We start from the raw sequence: 15,022 nt of genomic DNA on the forward strand, positions 1-15,022 counted from the left end.
GACGCATGGGCTGGCCCAGTATGGTCGCCCGCATGATCGGGCTGAAGCGGCACATGAAGCAGATTTGCGCGGCGGCGACGTTCCTCCTGCTGCTCGGCGCCACGCCGGCGCTGGCGCAGGTGTATCCGGGCGAAGAGGTGACCGTGAACCCCGGCGCGATCGGCGGCAGCGGCTACCTGCTCTATCCCGGCGGCAAGTATGGCCGGCATGTGCCGCATCTGCTGCAACCCGGCGAGCGCGCGGGCGGCGTCATCCACCTGCACCTGCCGGTGAAGCATCGCCGGGTCGCGCGGCGCGTGAAGGCGCCGGCGGCGATCGCCGCGACAACGGCCCCTGCAACGCCGGACACGCTCGAAATGTCGCCGGACATGACGCCCGCGACGCCGACGGCGCCGCCTCCCAGGCGGGTTGCCGCTACGGCGCCTCCCAAGCCCGCCAGGCGCGCCGCGCCGCCTGCCCCCGAACCGGCGGCGACGCCCGCGCCGACGGCGGGTCCCGAAGCGCTGCCGGAAGACAGCGCCGCCCGGCTGTTCTCGCCCAACGATCCGACGGTCACCGCGCCGAAGCCGGCGCCCATCCGCCGCGCCAGCGCGCCGCCGCCGGCTCCCACGCCCCGGCGCATCGCCAGCGCGGCGCCGGCGCCGGCCAACACCTCGCCGCCGGCGGGCGTCCAGGCGGGCCTGCGCAGGCAGAGCGTCATCCCCTTCGCGGCCGGCGCCAGCAGCCCGGCGATGGCGGACGTGAACGCGATCCACGCGCTTGCGACGACGCTGAACCAGGCACTGGCGGGCGGCGCCTCGAAGGTGCAGCTCGAAGCCTATGCCGGGCCGCGGGGCGACAAGTCGCCCGATTCGCGCCGCCTCTCGATCAAGCGGGCGCTGGTGATCCGCGAATTGCTGATCGAGGACGGCGTGCCGTCGGAGAAGATCGACGTGCGTGCCATGGCCGGCGCCGACGACGGTGGACCGGCCGACCGCGTCGACGTGTTCGTCCGGGCCTAAGGCGCCGGCGGGTTCGCCTCCGGCGTCATCTGCACCTCGCGCGCCTCGGGACCGAAGGCGGTCAGCGCCGCGATCACCACCGCTGCACAGACCGCGACGCCGAACAGCGCCAGCGAGTAATTCTCGCCCCGCGCGGTCGCGATCTTGGTCTGCAGCACCAGATTGTACGAAGCGATGAAATTGCCGAGCTGATAGACCGTGCCGGGGAAGGTGCCGCGGGCCGCGGCGGGCGACAATTCGTTGAGATGCGCCGGGATCACGCCCCAGGCGCCCTGCACGAAGAACTGCATCAGGAAGGCGCCGAAGGCCAGCATCGCCGCGGTCTGCGCGTAAGCCCAGAGCCAGGCGACCGGAATGGCGAGCAGAGCCGCGACCACGATGGTGCCGCGGCGCCCGAAGGACTGACTCCAGATGCCGAAGGTCCAGCCGCCGAGGATCGCGCCGATATTGTAGAGGATCGCGATATTGCCGGTCGTGTGGGTGTCGAATTTGTGCTGCACCTGCAGGAAGGTCGGATAGGCGTCCTGGGTGCCGTGGCTGAAGAAGTTGAACGCCGTCATCAGCACGATGGCGTAGAGCGCCAGCTGCCAATGGGTCTTGAGGACGCCGAGGACCGTGCCGGTCCGCGCCTGCTCACGCGACCAGCCGGGCGATTCGGGCACGTTGCGGCGGATGTAGAGGATCAGCAGCGCCGGGACGATCCCGACCATGAACATGCCGCGCCAATGCAGGACGTCGTAGAAATTGCGGTAGACGATGGCGGCCAGCAGATAGCCGGTGGGATAGCCCGACTGCAGCAGGCCCGAGACGAAGCCGCGGGCCTGCGGATTGACCGTCTCCATGGTGAGCGAGGCGCCGGTGCCCCATTCGCCGCCCATCGCGATGCCGAACAGGGCGCGGATGACGAGGAAGACGACCAGGTTCGGCGAGAACGCGGTCGCGAATCCCAGCACCGAGTAGATCGCGACGTCGGCCATCAGCACGGGGCGCCGGCCGAAGCGGTCGGCGAGCCGGCCGAACAGGAAGGCGCCCAGCGGCCGCAGCGCCAGGGTGAGCGCCGTCGCCCAGGCGATGTCTTCCTTGCCGGCGCCGAACTCATGCGCCACGTCCTTGATGACGAAGACCATCAGGAAGAAGTCGAAGGCATCCAGCGTCCAGCCCAGATAGCTCGCCGCCACGACGTGCTTCTGCGTCGAGGTCCAGCCTTTGAATGCACCGGATAGCATGGGTGTTTCCTGGTCGTTGCCGAGGCGCGACGTGCACGGGATCGGATGGCTTGAGGCACAGTGTCGCCAACCGCGGGGCGCGCCGCAACCCGTCAGTTCGTCGGCGCGCCGGCCGCATCGGCGAGGCGGTCGATCTTCCGCAGGGGCGGGAAGAAACCCATCCAGGCGGCGACGACAGCCAGCGTGCCCAGGCCGCCGATCACCACCGCGGGAACGGTGCCGAACCAGCCGGCGGTGATGCCGGATTCGAACTCGCCAAGCTCGTTGGAGGCGCCGATGAACAGCATGTTCACCGCACTGACCCGGCCGCGCATCTCGTCCGGCGTCGCATACTGGACGAGCGCCGAGCGGATGAAGACGCTGATCATGTCGGAGGCGCCGAGGACGAACAGCGCGGCCAGCGAAACATAGAAGCTGTGCGACAAGCCGAACACGATGGTGGCGAGGCCGAACACCGCCACCGCACCGAACATGATGATGCCGGTGCGCCGCTGGATCGGCCAGCGCGCGAGGCTGAACGCCATCGCCGCCGCGCCGACCGCCGGACCGCTGCGCAGCACGCCGAGCCCGATGGGCCCGGTCCGCAGGATGTCGCTCGCGAAGACCGGCAGGAGCGCCGTCGCCCCGCCGAGCAGCACGGCGAAAAGATCCAGCGAGATGGCGCCGAGCACGACCGGGCGATGCCGCACGAAGCGCACCCCCTCGGCGACACGCTCCAGGCGCGACGCGCCGGTGTCGACATGCGCGGGCCGCCGTCGGCCGCCGAGCGACGCGGTGAGCGCCGAGGCGCAGAACATCAGCGCGACGCACAGGCCATAGGTCACGTGCGGCCCGAGCGCATAGAGAAACCCGCCCAAGGCCGGACCGGCGATCACCGCCGTGGTGAATACGGAGGAGCTGAGCGCGATGGATCGCGGCAGCTTGTCGGGCGGCACGAGGAAGGGCAGCAGCGACTGCGACGAAGGCCCGTAGAAGCCCCGCGCCGCGCCGAACAGCACGAGGACGCCGTAATAGGGCCACGCCGTATGCGGCGCGAGGAAGGAGAGCAGAAGAAAGAGGCCGCTGCACAGCGCCTGGACGGCCTGGGTGATGCTCAGGATGCGGCGCTGGTCGAGGCGGTCGGAGATGTCGCCTGCCGGCAGGGTGAGCAGAAACATCGGCGCGAACTGGCAGAGTCCGACGAGGCCCAGCGCGAAGGTCGATTTGGTGATGCTGTAGATCTGCCAGCCGATCGCCACCGACTGCACCTGCATCGCGACGGTCGCGACGAAGCGGGAGGAGGCGAAGGCGTAGAAATCGCGGTCGCGATAGACCGGCGGCGGGGCGGCGTCCGTCATGAGTGTCTCAAGGAGCGCGATTGGCCGCAGCGCGTCAAGCGCCGGCAGCCCGCCGCTGCCATTCGTCGCGCGTGATGCTCCAGATGTCGACCGGATGGTCCTTGCCGGAGATGCGCAGCTGCCGGAATTCCCCCTTGCTCTCGCCGATGCGGCGGGCGACGGCCTGGGATGCGACATTGTCGGGATCAATGCAGGAGATCATGCGCGCGACCGGCTGGGTCAGGAATGCATAGGAGAGCGCCGCGGCCGCCGCCTCGCTGGCATAGCCCTGCCCCCAATAGGGCCGCCCGAGCGTCCAGCCGACTTCGAGACCCGGCCAGCCTTCGGGATTGATCAGGCCAACCCGGCCGACCAGCACGCCGTCCGCCTTGCGCGTCACCGCCCAGCTGCCATAGCCGCGCAGGTGCCAATGCCCGATGGCGCCGGCGAGGCTGCGCCAGGCATCGCCGCGTTCCATCGCGCCGCCGAGGAATTTCATCGTTTCCGGATCGGCGTGGAACCGCGCCAGCGCCTCGAAATCGTCCCGACGCCATTCGCGCAGGATCAGCCGTCCGGTCTCGAGGCAAGGGATCATCGGTTCATCCTCCATTCATCGCAGTCGCATTCTTCGCGGGCGCAGGGGACTGCGACAGTTCGGGACAAAGATCGCGAAAACGAAACGATGTTGCCAGCGTTTCATGCTTGAGAAAACCGCGGGACAGCCCCGATATCTCGTTTGGGCCTGGACTGGGCTCTGATTTCAAGGAGACGACCATGACGATCAGATCGACGAAATTGGCGGGCGCGCTGTTCGCGGCGCTCACCCTCGCGGCGCCGCTGGCGCTGCCCGTGCCGGCAGCGGCCGCACCGCATGGCGGCGGCATGATGATGGGGGGACATCAGGATGCCTTCCACGACCACAATCGCCGCCCGCCGCAGCGCAGCGAACGCCGGCCGCCCCAGCCGCATGGCCATTACAAGTGGCGCACCGGCTCGTGGAAGTGGAACCACGACCACTGGGACTGGGCGCCGGGCATCTGGATCCGCTTCTGAAGCGCACGCCGTTCAACAAGAACTCCGCGGTGGCGACACCGCGGAGTTTTTCTTTGCCGCTATTGCAGATGGATGGCGATCGCGTTCGTACCGGGGCGCAATTCGAACCTGGTGGCCTCGAACGGCGGCTCGCTGAAGGTCGGACGCGCGTCGTTGGAGAAGCCGTATTTCTCGAGCGGCAGGCCGATCCAGCTCATGTCGAACTGGCCGTTGCGGTTGAAATCCTGGAACAGCTTCACGGCATAGATCCCCGGCTTGACGCCGGCGAGCGTCACGACGGTCTCGCCAGGATGGGCCGGGACGACGGCATCGGCGACGGGGTCGGCATTGTCGAGCGCATAGGTCTGGCTGTTGTAGAGCGCCACACGGACATCGCCGCCGCGCGGCGAGACCTTGAGGACATGGATCGTCAACATGGCGAGCGGCGATACGCTCTTCGGCCCGGTCGCGTTGCCGCCGGCAGCGGAGCCGGGATGGGGCAGCAGGATGAGCGCGAACAGGCCGGCGCAAAGCGTGCGGCGAGTCCAGCTGACCTTGTCCGACGGAAACATCCGCTTTGCCACTTCGAAGAGGACACAAAACGTCATGGCCGGCTTGCGGCCGGCCATGAGGATACGGCACGGATCGGCCCAGGCGTAGACCGATCGCCACGATGCTTAACGCGTCAGGCGAGCCGGGGGTCCAGTTTCTTGCAGGCGTCGATCAGCCCCTTCACGGATTCGGCCGACTTGGCGAGCTGGTCCTTTTCGGGGCCGGTCAGTTCCAGCTCCACCAGGCGCTCGATCCCCTTCTCGCCGATCACGGCCGGGACGCCGACATAGAGGTCCTTGATGCCATAGGGGCCGTTGACATAGGCGGCGCAGGGCAGGACGCGCTTCTTGTCCTTCAGATAGCTCTCCGCCATCGCGATCGCCGAGGTGGCGGGCGCGTAATAGGCCGAGCCGGTCTTGAGCAGGCCGACGATCTCGGCGCCGCCGTCGCGGGTGCGCTGGGTGATGGCGTCGAGACGCTCCTGGCTGATCCAGCCCATCTTCACGAGCTCGGGCAGCGAAATGCCCGCGACGGTCGAGAAGCGCGGCATCGGCACCATCGTGTCGCCATGGCCGCCCAGCACGAAGGCCGAGACGTCCTCGACCGAGACATTCATCTCCTCGGCGAGGAAGTGGCGGAAGCGGGCGCTGTCGAGCACGCCGGCCATGCCGACGACCATGGTGTGCGGCAGGCCGGAGAACTGGCGCAACGCCCAGACCATGGCGTCGAGCGGATTGGTGATGCAGACCACGAAGGCGTTCGGTGCGTTGGTCTTGATGCCTTCGCCGACCGCGGCCATGACCTTGAGGTTGATCCCGAGCAGGTCGTCGCGGCTCATGCCCGGCTTGCGCGGCACGCCCGCGGTGACGATCACCACGTCGGCGCCCTTGATGTCGGCATAATCATTGGTGCCCTTGAGCCGGGCATCGAAACCTTCGACCGGACCGGACTGCGCGAGGTCGAGCGCCTTGCCCTGCGGCAGACCTTCCATGATGTCGAACAGGACGACGTCGCCGAGCTCCTTCAGGCCCACGAGATGGGCGAGCGTGCCGCCGATTTGTCCGCCGCCGATGAGCGCGATTTTCTTGCGGGCCATGATGAAGCGTCCTTTCCGGGGGATTTGCCGGGCCGGTAAGTAGCGCGCGGCGGGAGCGGGGGCAAGGAAGCAAAACGGCGCGCGCCATCACGGAATTTAAGCGGGTATTTCGGGCCTTTTCGCGCCACCCCAGCCCTTGAACAGCGCCTGGCCGGGACGTTCGATCACGCGCCAGGTGAAGGCCGCGAGCGCCACCACCGCCGCCAGATAGGCGAGCATCGCCAGATTGTTCGCCGCTTCGCTGCCCATGTCGATGACGAGCCCGCCGCCGTGATGCACGACCCAATCCCGGTGCAGGCGCGCGTCCAAAACGCTGAGGCCGGAGAACAGCAGCGCCAGCACCAGTGTGTGGACCATGTAGATCGAATAGGACCAGCGGCCCAGCGCGGCGGCCGGCCGAGTGGTCAGCGCGGCCGACAGCACGCCGCCCTCCGCCGCGAAGACCAGGACGGCCAGCGCGAAGAGCGGCGGGGCGAGGTAGACGACGGCGCCGTTGCGGCCCTCGAAGGTGATGAAGGCGACCACGAGGGCGACGACCGCGAATTCCGCCAGACTGCCGCGAAGACGGCCAAGCCAGCCGCGCCGCCACACTTCATAGGCGAGCACGCCAGTGAAGAAGCCGAACAGGCAGCGCCACTCGCCCCAGCGCACCGTCTCTTCCATGCCGAGCGGCGAATAGCGCGCCAGCACGCCCGCGCCCAGGAGCGCCGCCGCGGCGGCCAGGACGACGCGCAGGCCGCGCGACGGCGCGACGGCGCAGATCAAGGCGAACACCAGATAGGTGTAGAATTCGGTGCTGATCGACCAGGACGGGCCGTTCCAGGTCAGGGCGTCGTGCAGACCCAGCGCCTGCACCAGCGCGAGGTTGGTGAAGATCGCGAACACCGAATTGGGGCCGGTGAAGGCCGGCCGCGCCGCGACGCCGTGGAGATGGTGCATCATCGCCAAACGCACGCATTCGAGCCCGATCAGGGCCAGCAGCACGGCGGCGTGCAGCGGCCACAGGCGCCCGAAGCGGCGAAGCACGAACGATCTTATGCCGGCAGCGTCGCGGAGCTTGTCGCCATAAGTATGGGCCAGCACGAAGCCCGAGAGCACGAAGAAGAAGTCGACGAACAGCCATGCTTCGCGAACCAGCGGCTGCCAGAACAGAAAGCACCACAATTCCAGATGATGCAGCGCGACGACAAGAGCGCAGATCCCGCGCCAACCGTCCAAGGCGCGGAACCGCGCCGTCGCATGTGCTGCCCCCGACATGGCGGCAACGCTACTCCACAATCACCCGCACGAAAACCGCGGCACCATGCGGCGCTCCGCCATAGCTGGGAAGGTCCGACGGCACGATGTCGAAACTGTAGAGGCCGCCGAGACCCAGCTTCCAATGCTCGGCGATCCGCCAATCATGGATCGCCCCCAGCGTCACCTCGCCCGCGGTCTTCAGGCCAGGGCTGGCGAACAGTTCCTCGCTGTCGATCGATTCGGCGCGGGCGAAGACCGTCCAGGCGTCCGCCGGCTTGTATTCGGCTTCGGCGAGGAAACCGTTCTCGCCGATACCGCCCGTGAGCTGCTTGCGGCCGAACGCCAATGTGGCGGCGACCGAGCCGTCCCCGCCCAGCGGCAGGAAATAGGAGGCGCTGGCGGTATAGCGGGTCTCGTTGACGGTGGGTTCGAGCTGTTCGGGACTCTTCAGGAAGCCCCAGGACGCTTGCAGCGACCAGTTGGGATCGGGATTCCAGCTGAGCCGCACCGAGGTGCTGTCGAACCGGGCGGAATCGAAGTCGAAGCGGAACTGGTCCGGCTCGCGGCCGGTGAATTGCGACACTTCGAGCTTCCAGGCATCGCGCACCAAACCGGCAGTCACGACGCCGAAGGTGATGTGGGTGGAGTCAAGCCAATGATGCGCGATCGGCGCCAGCGGGATGTCTTCGCCCGACGCGCGATGCATGAAGGCGGTCGGGCCCAGCGCCGGCTCGCCCGGATAGCCGACATAGAGGAAGGCGCTGCTGTCGTCGGCGAGCCGGTGGCTATAGGAGGCCGAGAGCTCCATCAGCAGATCGTGCGGATGCTGGCGGTCGACCAGCGGCGTCGTACCGTCGGCGGTCTCGCCGCTGGCGAGCAGGAGCGGATAGCCGCTGCGCCCCATCAGCGGATCCGGGCTCAGCATGGCGCGCAGGTCGAGCGTGTCGCCATTGGCAAAATCGCGCCGCGCCATGCCCATCACCATGCCGGCGAAGAAGGTCTTGTCGTCGCCCCGCGGGCCGCTCTGGCTGTCATAGACGGCGGCAAGGCTGGCATGCAGCATGAACATCCAGTTGCCGTCCATGACATGGATGCCGCCATGCGGCGCGGCATCGGGCTGCCAGCTCGTGCCGGAGGCGTCGCGCGACATCGGATAGGGGCCCAGCAGGCCCGTGGTCGCCATCGCCGGCATGTCCATGCCCGGCATCCCGCTCATGCCCGGCATGTCGCCCATGCCCGATTGATCCTGCGCAATCGCCGCAGCCGGTATCAGGGTGAACATCAGGCCGAGGACAACGCGACGCATCGAACGCTCCTTCACGCTTTAGCCGGCTTGCGCCGGAACGGGCGCACCTATAATATACCCCTATGGGGTATGCAAGATGACGAAGAAGAAGACGGCGAAACACGATCCGCACTTGGCGCCGCAGCTGGCCGCGCGCCTCGCCCGGATCGAAGGACAGGTGCGCGGAATCGCGCGCATGGTGGAAGAGGACCGCTATTGCATCGATATCCTCACGCAGATGCAGGCGATCAAGGCCGCGCTGAAGCGGGTCGAGGAGGAGATCCTGAAAAACCATGCGTCGCATTGCGTCGCGGCGGCGATCGCCAGCGGCGACGCCGAGGACCAGACCGAGAAATTCAACGAATTGGTGGAGCTGTTCAGCCGCTATGGAAGATGACACCCCGGTCGTGCGCGACCCGGTCTGCGGCATGACCGTCGATCCGGCGACCGCCAAGCATAGCGTCGTATGGAACGGCGAGACCCACTACTTCTGCAGCGCCGCCTGTCGCGCCAAGTTCGAGGCGGCGCCCGACGTCTATGTCCGTAAGACGCCGGCGGCGGCGCACGCATCTTCGCCCGCCGCGTCGGAGGCGATCTATACCTGCCCGATGCATCCGCAGATCCGCCACAAGGGACCGGGGCATTGCCCGATCTGCGGCATGGCGCTGGAGCCGCTGGTCGTGACGGCGCAAAGCGGACCCGATCCCGAGTTGCGCGACATGACGCGGCGTTTCTGGATCGCGCTGGCATTGGCGTTGCCGGTGTTCCTGCTCGAAATGGGCGGTCATCTGTTCGGCATGCCCGATGCCCGGGCCGCGCGCCTCTCCACCTGGATCCAGTTCGCGCTGAGCACGCCCGTGGTGTTGTGGGCGGGATGGCCGTTCTTCCTGCGCGGCTGGCAATCGTTGGCGAACCGTTCGCTCAACATGTTCACCCTGATCGCGCTGGGGATCGGGGCGGCATACGGCTATAGCGTGGTCGCGACGCTGGCACCGCAGATCTTCCCGCCCGCGCTCAAGATGGACGGCATGGTGCCGGCCTATTTCGAGGCGGCTGCGGTCATCACCGTGCTGGTGCTGCTCGGCCAGGTGCTGGAGCTGCGAGCCCGCGCAGGGACCAGCGGTGCGATCCGCGCCCTGCTCCACCTCGCACCGCCGCGTGCCCGGCGTCTCGCGGCGGATGGCAGCGAGCAGGATGTTGCGCTCGAAGAGGTACAGGTCGGCGACCGGTTGCGCGTGCGGCCGGGCGAGCGCGTGCCGGTGGACGGCGCGGTGCTGGAAGGCGCCAGCGCGGTCGATGAGTCCATGGTGACCGGCGAGTCCCTGCCGGTGGAGAAGACCGCCGGGGCCAAGTTGATCGGCGGCACGGTCAATGGCGGTGGAGCCCTCGTGATGCGGGCCGAGAAGATCGGCGCCGACACGGTGCTGGCACGCATCGTGGCGATGGTCTCGGAGGCGCAACGCAGCCGCGCGCCGATCCAGCGCCTCGCGGACCAGGTCTCGGCGTGGTTCGTGCCGGCGGTGATCGCCGTGGCGGTCGTCGCGTTCTCGGCCTGGTTTTTCGCAGGCCCCGCGCCCGCGCTGTCGAACGCCATCGTGGCCGCGGTGTCGGTGGTCATCATCGCCTGCCCCTGCGCGCTGGGCCTCGCGACGCCGATGTCGATCATGGTCGGCGTCGGCAAGGGCGCGGGCGCCGGCGTGCTGATCAAGGACGCGCAGGCGCTGGAGCGTTTCGAGAAGGTCGACACGCTGGTGGTCGACAAGACCGGGACGCTGACCGAAGGACGGCCGCGCGTCATCGCCGTCGTGGCGGCGGAAGGCTTCGACGACGGCGAGGTGCTGGCGCTGGCCGCGGCGCTGGAGCGATCGAGCGAGCATCCGCTGGGCACCGCGATCGTGGCGGCGGCGGACGCGCGCGGCGCGGCGCGGTTCGATGCGGAGGATTTCCAATCGGTCGCCGGCAAGGGGATCGGCGGAGTCGTCGGCGGACGCCGCGTGCTGGTCGGGACGGCACAGCTCTTGACGGATGCGGGCGTCGACAGCGGGCCGCTCGCGGCACGCGCGGAGGCTCTTCGGCAGGACGGCGCGACCGCGATGTTCGTGGGTGTCGACGGCAAGGCCGCGGCGGTGCTCGCCATCGCCGATCCGATCAAGGCGACGACGCCGGCGGCGCTGGCGCAGCTTCGCGCGGACGGCATCCGCATCGTGATGCTCACCGGCGACAATCCGACGACGGCGCAGGCGGTGGCGGCGAAACTCGGCATCGCGGAGGTGGAGGCCGGCATATTGCCGGACGGCAAGAATGCCGTGGTGCGGCGGTTGCGGGCCGAAGGCCGTGTGGTGGCGATGGCCGGCGACGGGGTAAACGATGCGCCGGCTTTGGCGGCGGCCGATATCGGCGTCGCGATGGGCACCGGTACCGATGTGGCGATGGAAAGCGCCGGCGTCACGCTGGTGAAGGGCGACCTCGCGGGCATCGCGCGGGCCCGCAAGCTGAGCCGCGCGACGATGCGCAACATCCGGCAGAACCTGGTCCTGGCGTTCATCTATAATGTGATCGGGATTCCGATCGCGGCGGGCGCCCTGTATCCGGTGTTCGGGCTGCTGCTCAGCCCGGTGATCGCGGCGGCGGCGATGAGCCTGAGTTCGGTCTCGGTGATCGGCAATGCGCTGCGCCTGCGCTGGCAGACGCTTTGAGGACAAAGAAAAAGCCGGGCGGATGCTTTGGCACCGGCCCGGCTTCGACTTCAAGACGCAGAAAGCGGATTAGATCGCTTCCTTCAGCTCCTTGGCGGCGCGGAAGGCGACCTTCTTGGACGCCTTGATCTTGATCGCCTCGCCCGTCGCCGGGTTGCGGCCCATGCGGGCGGCGCGCTTGCGCACCACGAGGATGCCCAGACCGTTGAGACGGATGCGGGCGCCCTTCTTCAGGTGCTTGGTGATCAGACCGATCGTGTCCTCGAGGATCGCGTGCGCGGCCTTGTTGGTCAGCTCATGCTTCTCGGCCAGCGCGGCGCCAAGCTGGCGGGTGCTCACCGTGTCGACCTTGGCCTTGGCGGCCTTCGGGGCGCCAGATCCAGCTACTGCCATTTGTTTTTGCTCCTTGTTGCGAATCAAACGAATGCCCGATTTTACTGCACTTTCGAGACGCAACGCACGCAGTGTCTATGGAAAAGAGCGATAAATCGGGCCTTTTCGGCGATTTGCCGTCCGGCGGATTCGGAGGTTGCGGTAAAGGCCCGGTTTACGGGCGTTTCTTGCGCGCCGCCGGCTTGGCCTTTGCGCGCGCGATACCGTCGGCGATCAGCTTTTCGGCCGCCTTGCGGCCGACCCAATTGCCGATGCGGGTCCATTTGTCGGGCTCGAGGTCCTTGTAGTGCTGGAAGAAGTGCACGATCTGCTTGAGCAGAATCTCCGGCAAGTCCCTGTAGGACCGCACGCCGGTATGGAAGGGGTGCAGGTCGTCGGTCGGCACGGCGATGATCTTCTCATCGGGACCGGCCTGGTCGGTCATGATCAGCGCGCCGACCGGGCGGCAGCGGATCACCGCGCCCGACGCCACCGGCACCGCCGTGATCACCAGCACGTCGAGCGGATCGCCGTCCTCCGACAGGGTCTGCGGCACGAAGCCGTAATTGCCCGGATAGAACATCGCGGTGTGCAGGAAGCGGTCGACGAACAGCGCGCCCGAGGCCTTGTCGATCTCGTATTTCACCGGCGCGCCGCCGGCCGGGATCTCGATCAGGACATTGATGTCGCGCGGGGGGTTGCGGCCGGCGGGAATCTTGCTGAGGTCCATGGGAAGCCCCGTATTTGCCGGCGCGTCGTAACACAATCCGCGCACGTTGACTCGGGCCCCCGCGCGGGTCAGCGTCCCGAAAAACGGGAGGCAGACATGACCAGGGCGGAACCGTTCGTTTCCGGGCTGAAATTCGGCGAAGGCCTGCGTTGGCATCAGGGGCGCTTCTGGTATTCCGACTTCTTCAACCACCGCATATCGAGCGCCGCGCCGGATGGCACGGTGCGGGCGGAGGTGGAATTCGACGACCAGCCCTCGGGGCTCGGCTGGCTGCCGGACGGCCGGCTGCTGTTCGTCGCCATGACCAGCCAGCGCGTGATGCGGCGCGAAGCCGACGGCAGGATCGTGGAGCACGCCGATCTCAAGGGGTTCGCCAAGTTCCACGCCAACGACATGGTGGTGGATGTTCGCGGCAATGCGCTCGTCGGCTGCTTCGGGTTCGATCTCGACGCGTTCGCCGCGGAGCATGGACCGGCGGCGCTGTGGACGCCGCCCGGCCCCCCGACCGCGCCGATCCTGCGCGTGACGCCGGACGGCAAGGCCACCATCGCCTCGCCCGACCAGAAATTCCCCAACGGCATGGCGATCGTCGACGGCGGCAAGACGCTGATCGCGGCGGAGACCTTTCTGCCGGGGCTCACCGCGTTCGACCTGGCGGAAGATGGCACGCTGTCGAACCGGCGGGTCTGGGCTTCGCTGGTGCCGCCTTTCGCGCCGGATGGGATCTGCGCCGACAGCGAAGGCGCGATCTGGTGCGCCAATGCGCTGGCGCCGGAATGCGTGCGGGTCGGCAAGGGGGGCGAGATCCTCGAACGGGTCGAGACCTCGATGAACGCGTTCGCCTGCACGCTGGGTGGCGTGGACGGCCGCAGCCTCGTCATCGCGACGTCGCAGTCGCACGGCGCGGGGAATGTGAGCGGCATGCTGGAGATCGCGCGGGTGAGCATCGCTGCTTAGCCGCGGGCGCCACTGTCATCCCCGCGCGAGCATTGCGAGAGAAAGGGGATGACAAGGGACGCCTAGCAGGCTGTTGAAGAAGTCTTTTGCCGACGGGCGATGAAGGGGATGTCGTCGCCGTTTTGGAGGGAGATTTCGCCTTCGAGGGAGTCGTCGGTTTTGATCTCGGCCCATCCCTCGCCGGAAGCTTCGTCCATTTCGTCGTTTCCTGACCATTCGAACTCGATGGCATCGCTTGCGCAGGCGCCCTGGAAGGAACCGGTGAGGCAATCCAGGGCGAACTCGCCCCCATCCTTATCGAACAGGATGTAGGAGCCCGGCCCGGCCATGTCATATCCCGGCGTCTCGACGACGCGCCATTTGCCCTTCAGCGTCATGCCGGCACCGCCAGGAGTTTGGGCAGGCGGATGAGGTTGTAGGCGGACAAGGCCATGACGAAGGTGGCATTGACACGCGCCAGCCCACGGACCTTGACCTTGGCCAAGCCGGCCGATGCCTTGATCCAACCGAACACCTCTTCGATGCGCTTGCGGCAGACTTGGCTCACGGCATAACCGCAATGGCGCAGCGTCCGGTTGTCGATGGCCGTCTTGCGCGGCTTGCCGGTCTTGCTCAAATGCCCATCGATGGCGACGTGCGGCGTGATCGCGCGCGCCCTAAGCGCCTCGACGAAGGCCTCCACGTCATAGGCCTTGTCGGCGCCTAGCGTGATCCGCCGTCGTCGCCGGGGACGATGGCGATCCACCAGCGTCAGCGCTTGGTCCCGTTCGGCCATGCCGTTGGCTTGGCTCGCCTGGCCTAAGACCGCCAGGCCGTGGCGGTTCTCCATCAGCGCATGCCCCATGTAGCAGAGCTTGGCCGGCTGGCCATCGCCCTTCTTGTAGAGCTTGGCCTCAGGATCGGTCGTGCTCTCATGGGTCTCGTTGGAGCGTTTCTCCTTGTGGAAGCTGCGCTCGGCGTTGCGGCCCGGACCATCCTGGTCGTTGTCGGCGCCGTCCTTCCTGCGGAAGCTCTTGAGCGAAGCCCACGCCTCGATCAGCGTCCCATCCACCGAGAAGTGCTCGCTCGACAGAAGCCGCTTCACTCGAGGCTGAGCCAGGATCGCGTTCAGGAACTTGGCCGCGATGTCACCTTGAAGCAGCCGATCCCGGTTCTTCGAGAACACCGAGTGGTCCCATGCCGGATCATCCACCCCAAGCCCGACGAACCAGCGGAACAGAAGGTCAAACTCTATCCGTTCCATCAGCAGCCGCTCCGAGCGCACACCGTAGAACGCCTGCAACAGCGTCGCCCGCAACAGCTTCTCCGGCGCGATCGAGGGACGGCCAAAGTCCGTGTAGAGCTCGTCGAAGTCCTTCGACAGATCCATCAACGCCGCGTTCGCAATTTCCCGGATCACCCGCAGAGGATGGTCATGGCGAACCCGGGACTCCAAATCCACGTAACTGAACAGCGCCCCGGACCGCTCGTCGCTTCCACGCATCGTCCATCCCTCGGCCGACCCGCCCAAAGGGAATCAC

At 67.5% G+C, this 15,022-nt stretch carries 16 protein-coding genes; 5 read left to right on the plus strand and 11 right to left on the minus strand.

Features of this window, described 5'->3' with window-relative positions; genetic code table 11:
• Positions 1-5: 5 nt before the first annotated feature.
• The gene (locus tag WDM91_10375; protein MEI9994989.1) at positions 6-1,001 is read left to right on the plus strand and encodes a hypothetical protein; all 996 of its coding nucleotides are present in this window, start codon (positions 6-8) and stop codon (positions 999-1,001) included.
• Here WDM91_10375 and WDM91_10380 read toward each other — a convergent pair.
• The 3 genes from WDM91_10380 to WDM91_10390 form a co-directional block, all read right to left on the minus strand.
• The gene (locus tag WDM91_10380) at positions 998-2,227 is read right to left on the minus strand and encodes an MFS transporter (protein ID MEI9994990.1); all 1,230 of its coding nucleotides are present in this window, start codon (positions 2,225-2,227) and stop codon (positions 998-1,000) included. The two genes, WDM91_10375 and WDM91_10380, sit on opposite strands and share 4 nt — an antisense overlap.
• Before the next feature lie 92 nt (positions 2,228-2,319).
• Positions 2,320-3,564, minus strand: a complete 1,245-nt coding sequence (locus WDM91_10385) for an MFS transporter (protein MEI9994991.1) — start codon at positions 3,562-3,564, stop codon at positions 2,320-2,322.
• Between the two features lie 34 nt (positions 3,565-3,598).
• Positions 3,599-4,138 (minus strand): GNAT family N-acetyltransferase, encoded by a 540-nt coding sequence (locus WDM91_10390; GenBank protein MEI9994992.1) that lies wholly within the window; start codon positions 4,136-4,138, stop codon positions 3,599-3,601.
• A 179-nt stretch (positions 4,139-4,317) separates the two neighbouring features.
• Between WDM91_10390 and WDM91_10395 the strand changes: the two genes are divergently transcribed.
• A complete protein-coding gene (locus WDM91_10395) occupies positions 4,318-4,596 on the plus strand; it encodes a hypothetical protein (protein ID MEI9994993.1) in 279 nt (92 codons plus the stop codon).
• 59 nt (positions 4,597-4,655) lie between these two features.
• On the opposite strand, the gene WDM91_10400 is transcribed toward WDM91_10395, so the two are convergent.
• The 4 genes from WDM91_10400 to WDM91_10415 all read right to left on the minus strand — a co-directional run bounded on the left by WDM91_10400 (position 4,656) and on the right by WDM91_10415 (position 8,768).
• Positions 4,656-5,183, minus strand: a complete 528-nt coding sequence (locus tag WDM91_10400) for a DUF2141 domain-containing protein (protein ID MEI9994994.1) — start codon at positions 5,181-5,183, stop codon at positions 4,656-4,658.
• Between the two features lie 77 nt (positions 5,184-5,260).
• Positions 5,261-6,223 carry a malate dehydrogenase gene (mdh, locus tag WDM91_10405; GenBank protein MEI9994995.1) on the minus strand — a complete coding sequence of 321 codons (963 nt, stop codon included), beginning with the start codon at positions 6,221-6,223 and terminating at the stop codon, positions 5,261-5,263.
• 96 nt (positions 6,224-6,319) lie between these two features.
• Positions 6,320-7,480 carry an acyltransferase gene (locus tag WDM91_10410; GenBank protein ID MEI9994996.1) on the minus strand — a complete coding sequence of 387 codons (1,161 nt, stop codon included), beginning with the start codon at positions 7,478-7,480 and terminating at the stop codon, positions 6,320-6,322.
• Between the two features lie 10 nt (positions 7,481-7,490).
• The gene (locus tag WDM91_10415) at positions 7,491-8,768 is read right to left on the minus strand and encodes a hypothetical protein (protein MEI9994997.1); all 1,278 of its coding nucleotides are present in this window, start codon (positions 8,766-8,768) and stop codon (positions 7,491-7,493) included.
• Between the two features lie 76 nt (positions 8,769-8,844).
• On the opposite strand from WDM91_10415, the gene WDM91_10420 reads away from it, so the two are divergent.
• Both WDM91_10420 and WDM91_10425 read left to right on the plus strand, forming a co-directional pair.
• Positions 8,845-9,144, plus strand: a complete 300-nt coding sequence (locus WDM91_10420; protein ID MEI9994998.1) for a metal-sensitive transcriptional regulator — start codon at positions 8,845-8,847, stop codon at positions 9,142-9,144.
• Positions 9,134-11,443, plus strand: a complete 2,310-nt coding sequence (locus WDM91_10425) for a heavy metal translocating P-type ATPase (GenBank protein ID MEI9994999.1) — start codon at positions 9,134-9,136, stop codon at positions 11,441-11,443. The genes WDM91_10420 and WDM91_10425 overlap by 11 nt, the downstream gene beginning before the upstream one ends.
• A 69-nt stretch (positions 11,444-11,512) precedes the next feature.
• Here WDM91_10425 and WDM91_10430 read toward each other — a convergent pair whose 3' ends face one another.
• Together WDM91_10430 and ppa are read right to left on the minus strand one after the other, a co-directional pair.
• Positions 11,513-11,836, minus strand: coding sequence for an HU family DNA-binding protein (locus WDM91_10430; GenBank protein MEI9995000.1), 324 nt, complete (start codon positions 11,834-11,836; stop codon positions 11,513-11,515).
• 154 nt (positions 11,837-11,990) lie between these two features.
• Complete coding sequence (ppa, locus tag WDM91_10435) at positions 11,991-12,545, minus strand: inorganic diphosphatase (GenBank protein ID MEI9995001.1); 555 nt, start codon at positions 12,543-12,545, stop codon at positions 11,991-11,993.
• Between the two features lie 96 nt (positions 12,546-12,641).
• Between ppa and WDM91_10440 the strand changes: the two genes are divergently transcribed.
• Positions 12,642-13,502 (plus strand): SMP-30/gluconolactonase/LRE family protein, encoded by an 861-nt coding sequence (locus tag WDM91_10440; protein MEI9995002.1) that lies wholly within the window; start codon positions 12,642-12,644, stop codon positions 13,500-13,502.
• A gap of 62 nt (positions 13,503-13,564) precedes the next feature.
• Here the strand turns inward: WDM91_10440 and WDM91_10445 are convergent, their stop codons facing one another.
• Together WDM91_10445 and WDM91_10450 are read right to left on the minus strand one after the other, a co-directional pair.
• A complete protein-coding gene (locus WDM91_10445) occupies positions 13,565-13,879 on the minus strand; it encodes a hypothetical protein (GenBank protein MEI9995003.1) in 315 nt (104 codons plus the stop codon).
• Positions 13,876-14,985, minus strand: a complete 1,110-nt coding sequence (locus WDM91_10450) for an IS5 family transposase (GenBank protein MEI9995004.1) — start codon at positions 14,983-14,985, stop codon at positions 13,876-13,878. The genes WDM91_10445 and WDM91_10450 overlap by 4 nt, the downstream gene beginning before the upstream one ends.
• Between the last annotated feature and the right edge of the window lie 37 nt (positions 14,986-15,022).

Source organism: Rhizomicrobium sp. (assembly GCA_037200385.1).
In the GTDB taxonomy this organism is placed as follows: domain Bacteria; phylum Pseudomonadota; class Alphaproteobacteria; order Micropepsales; family Micropepsaceae; genus Rhizomicrobium.

Coding starts and splice junctions, on each gene's coding strand:
- ppa (MEI9995001.1), bottom strand. CDS start 12,545: ATGGACCTCAGCAAGATTCCCGCCGGCCGCAACCCCCCGCGCGACATC.
- WDM91_10440 (MEI9995002.1), top strand. CDS start 12,642: ATGACCAGGGCGGAACCGTTCGTTTCCGGGCTGAAATTCGGCGAAGGC.
- WDM91_10380 (MEI9994990.1), bottom strand. CDS start 2,227: ATGCTATCCGGTGCATTCAAAGGCTGGACCTCGACGCAGAAGCACGTC.
- WDM91_10430 (MEI9995000.1), bottom strand. CDS start 11,836: ATGGCAGTAGCTGGATCTGGCGCCCCGAAGGCCGCCAAGGCCAAGGTC.
- WDM91_10445 (MEI9995003.1), bottom strand. CDS start 13,879: ATGACGCTGAAGGGCAAATGGCGCGTCGTCGAGACGCCGGGATATGAC.
- WDM91_10395 (MEI9994993.1), top strand. CDS start 4,318: ATGACGATCAGATCGACGAAATTGGCGGGCGCGCTGTTCGCGGCGCTC.
- WDM91_10385 (MEI9994991.1), bottom strand. CDS start 3,564: ATGACGGACGCCGCCCCGCCGCCGGTCTATCGCGACCGCGATTTCTAC.
- WDM91_10425 (MEI9994999.1), top strand. CDS start 9,134: ATGGAAGATGACACCCCGGTCGTGCGCGACCCGGTCTGCGGCATGACC.
- WDM91_10375 (MEI9994989.1), top strand. CDS start 6: ATGGGCTGGCCCAGTATGGTCGCCCGCATGATCGGGCTGAAGCGGCAC.
- WDM91_10400 (MEI9994994.1), bottom strand. CDS start 5,183: ATGACGTTTTGTGTCCTCTTCGAAGTGGCAAAGCGGATGTTTCCGTCG.
- WDM91_10410 (MEI9994996.1), bottom strand. CDS start 7,480: ATGTCGGGGGCAGCACATGCGACGGCGCGGTTCCGCGCCTTGGACGGT.
- WDM91_10420 (MEI9994998.1), top strand. CDS start 8,845: ATGACGAAGAAGAAGACGGCGAAACACGATCCGCACTTGGCGCCGCAG.
- WDM91_10450 (MEI9995004.1), bottom strand. CDS start 14,985: ATGCGTGGAAGCGACGAGCGGTCCGGGGCGCTGTTCAGTTACGTGGAT.
- mdh (MEI9994995.1), bottom strand. CDS start 6,223: ATGGCCCGCAAGAAAATCGCGCTCATCGGCGGCGGACAAATCGGCGGC.
- WDM91_10390 (MEI9994992.1), bottom strand. CDS start 4,138: ATGATCCCTTGCCTCGAGACCGGACGGCTGATCCTGCGCGAATGGCGT.
- WDM91_10415 (MEI9994997.1), bottom strand. CDS start 8,768: ATGCGTCGCGTTGTCCTCGGCCTGATGTTCACCCTGATACCGGCTGCG.